Source organism: Moorena sp. SIO1F2, assembly GCF_010672755.1.
Classification (GTDB): domain Bacteria; phylum Cyanobacteriota; class Cyanobacteriia; order Cyanobacteriales; family Coleofasciculaceae; genus Moorena.
In genome coordinates this window covers 1-3,447 of record NZ_JAAHFV010000513.1, presented here as the reverse complement: position 1 = coordinate 3,447, position 3,447 = coordinate 1, and the positions used below count along the sequence as shown (strand labels likewise).

The 3,447-nt window shown below is 45.9% G+C and carries 4 protein-coding genes; 2 read left to right on the top strand and 2 right to left on the bottom strand.

Annotated features, from left to right (window positions below; genetic code table 11):
- Nucleotides 1-350: zinc ribbon domain-containing protein (locus F6J94_RS31990; protein ID WP_293047615.1), on the top strand; the 350-nt coding region annotated here is incomplete at its 5' end.
- Nucleotides 351-565: 215 nt separating this feature from the next.
- Here F6J94_RS31990 and F6J94_RS31985 read toward each other — a convergent pair.
- Entirely contained in the window at nucleotides 566-829 is a 264-nt protein-coding gene (locus tag F6J94_RS31985; RefSeq protein ID WP_293047613.1) for a sulfiredoxin, read from the bottom strand.
- Between the two features lie 183 nt (nucleotides 830-1,012).
- Between F6J94_RS31985 and F6J94_RS31980 the strand changes: the two genes are divergently transcribed.
- The gene (locus tag F6J94_RS31980) at nucleotides 1,013-2,053 is read left to right on the top strand and encodes an agmatinase family protein (protein ID WP_293047610.1); all 1,041 of its coding nucleotides are present in this window, start codon (nucleotides 1,013-1,015) and stop codon (nucleotides 2,051-2,053) included.
- Between the two features lie 22 nt (nucleotides 2,054-2,075).
- Here the strand turns inward: F6J94_RS31980 and speY are convergent, their stop codons facing one another.
- On the bottom strand, nucleotides 2,076-3,185 hold the full coding sequence (speY, locus tag F6J94_RS31975; protein WP_293047608.1) for a deoxyhypusine synthase: 1,110 nt from the start codon (nucleotides 3,183-3,185) through the stop codon (nucleotides 2,076-2,078).
- Between the last annotated feature and the right edge of the window lie 262 nt (nucleotides 3,186-3,447).

The window sequence follows — 3,447 nt, the reverse complement described above, 5'->3', positions numbered from 1 at the left end:
TACTGGATTACAAATGCCAGTGGTATGGTCGAGACTTAATTAAGATTGACCGATGGTTTCCTAGTTCTAAAAGATGTGGAAACTGTGGGCATATCGTTGATAAAATGCCGTTGGATATTAGGGAGTGGAAGTGTCCTGAATGTGGGATTATCCATGACCGTGATATCAACGCGAGTCAGAATATTTTGGCGGCAGGACTTGCCGTGTCAGTCTGTGGAGCGAACATAAGACCTGACAACCATAAGGTTGAAGGGCAGTTGCGAAAATCCCGTTCGCGTAGCGTGGCCTACGGCCTCCGCTACGCGAACGGCTTTGCCGAAACGGGAAGGAAACAGAAACCTAAATCGTGAGGTTTGGGAATCCCCCACTATAATAGCGGTAGCTTAGTGGCGGGAGGATGTCAACAATACCAATATTGACAGGTAGAACGGTTTCCATAGTTAAAGGTTCCTAGCAAAAACTAGTGGTGACCGTAAGCTTTAAACACCTTAACTTTAAGCAATTGGAGTTTCCTTGGGAATAGATCCAATGGATGAAGCTATTTTTGTCCCAAAATTGCTAATTTTCACGCTAAATGCCGTTTTAAGACGGAACGAGGAGCGCGACGAACGCGGCACTTAATGGTTTTTTTTCCTAAACGCTGGTGTGCTTCGTAACGGTGGCAACCAGAAAAACCATAGTATTGCCCATCTACTTCTAACACATCAATGGGTTCGCGCAAACCCTCTTTAGCAATTGATTCCATTAGCGCCGCCACCTTGTTTGGATCATTTTGTCGTGGTAGGGGACGGCGGATTTGCTCTAGGGGAATTTCTTTGATGTATACCATAGTTTTAGTAATTTGTCAATTTAGTTTTGATGGTAATAGGGTTGGGGGTTAGGCGTTAGGGGTTGGGTTAAGGGTTTTTGTACTTAATGTAAGCTTCCCTAATCTAAGCATTCCTAATCCCTAATACCAGGATGCCCGTAGGGAGGAGCGTCGGGTAGAATAAGGAAAATTAAGCAAGGGCTAATGAATCAAGCCAGTTTTAATCCTAATGAGATTACTGTGCCCAATGGCTGCTTCTTTGGCTTGCCCTATTCGGTTGAGGAGGCTTCAATCGTTTTCCTGCCTGTTCCTTGGGACGTGACCACATCTTACCGAGAGGGGGCAGCAAACGGTCCCCAAGGGATAATAGAAGCTTCCGTACAGTTAGATTGGTACGACTTTGATGTACCCCAAGCTTGGGAAACGAGGTGCGGGACTATACCGATTAACTCAGCTATCCAAGACCAAAATCGTGCCATGAGGTTGATAGCTAAAGAGATTATTCAGTATTTAGAAGCTGGTGGCAATGTGGATGATGATGCGATCGCAAAACAGTTAGCCATGGTTAATAAAGCCTGTGCTGCTCTCAACAACTGGGTTTACACTCAGGCACTGGAACTGCTGGAGCAAGGCAAACTGGTTGCCATTGTCGGTGGCGATCACAGTGTTCCTCTTGGGTTAATGAAAGCCCTAACACAGCAACACGAGGAATACGGCATTTTACAAATTGATGCCCATGCCGATCTCCGGCAAGCCTATGAAGGGTTTAGTTACTCCCATGCCTCGATCATGTACAATGCCCTGACCCTACCTCAGATTAATCGTTTAGTTCAGGTTGGCATCCGAGATGTTTGTGAAGAGGAAATGTCTTGGGCTCATAGCGATCGCCGGATTGTAGTGTTTGATGACTGGCAGCTCAAAGCTAACACTTACGAAGGTATAACCTGGGCAGCCCAGTGCCAGGAAATTATTGCTAATTTACCTAATAAAGTTTATATTAGCTTTGACATTGACGGATTGAACCCCTCTTATTGTCCCAATACAGGTACTCCTGTGCCCGGAGGATTGGAATTTAACGAGGCAATTTATTTAGTGCGATCGCTAGTCCAAGCTGGCAAAACTATTATTGGTTTTGATCTGTGCGAAGTTGCTCCCGGAGACTCTGGAGATCAGTGGGATGGCAATGTTGGGGCTAGAATTTTGTACAAGCTTGCCTGTTTAACTAGGTATACAACTAATTGCTAAAAAAATCAGCATCACTAAATTTTTATCTGACTGCTGTAGCCTGGGTAGCCAAATGTGTCTCTTTCAACTGCTCCAGTAAAGCTTTTCGTTGGTCATAGAGGCGTTTTAGAGGACGAGGCGCTACCTTAGCTAGGCAGTAAGCTGTCAGTAGGGGCATAGCAATAGTCGAGTCGCAATAAACCACTACTGTTTCTGATAACTTTTGTGGATCAAGCTTGCACCAAGAGACCGCCTCCGATGGAGTTGCTCCTGACAAACCCCCTGTGTCTGGGCGGGCATCAGTTACCTGAAGAAAGTAATCATGCCCCTTCTCATCAATACCCAAGACTTCTTGAAGATACGGTTCCGTCTGCAACATGAAATTTTTCGGCGAGCCACCTCCCAAGATCCAAATCCCACTGGCTCCCCCATAGTTTTTAGCTGCCAGCACAATTGCTGCCGTTTCATTCACATCCAAGGACACATCAATGACTGGTCCGGTTCCCTGCAACCCTAGCGCTGCTAAATTCATCCCAATCGAACTATCTCCAGGGCTGGAGGTATAGATGGGGACTCCTAATCGATAAGCTGCCGCCAGCAGGGATTGGTTTTCGAGTCCCAATGTCTGCTCCCGTGCAGCAATGTACTTACCGCAGAGGTAGTGAAACTCTGCCGTTCCCATTTGATCCTTAAACTCAGGCTGTTCAATGATCTGACGAAAGAACTTATCCGTTGATAGCAGCACGTCATAATCGAAGAAAATGTCATAGATCCGGACAACCCCTTCTTTCTGCAATACCACATCACTAATATCGTGCCGCCCTTGATGGAGTTCCAATCCGATGCCAAAGTGAGTGTCGTGGTAGAGATTGGCTCCCGTAGATACTATCCAATCGACAAACCCTGCCTCCATCAGTGGTATCACTGCGGCCATTCCTAACCCTGCGGGGGTTAATGCTCCTGTCAAACTTAAACCCACGGTTACGTTGGCTTGCAACATCCGCTCTACCAATAATTGACAGCCTTCTCGTAATCGACCGGAATTGTAGGCTAGAAACGTCTGGTCGATCAACTCTGTGATTGGGATTCCTGCCGTAATCGGACCCGGAGCGATTTTACGCCCTTGCAAAAAGCGATTTTCTTTGGTGGGCATGTTAGTCAAATCACTCGATAAAACTTGCACTTCACGACGGTTCTAACTTAAAGATAAACATTGTTTATTGTCAAGGTTCATGGTTCAGGATTCATGGCAAAGATTACCTTAGCGCTTGTCTGTGCCATCAATCATATATCCATCACTTTGGCTGTAGGGAGTACAATGAAATGCTTTTCTTCAGCAGAACTTACCGAAAACTGAGCACCAAACCCTATAAGTTGTAGGAAACCCAACAATTCGAGTTACCCAGTAACTCGAA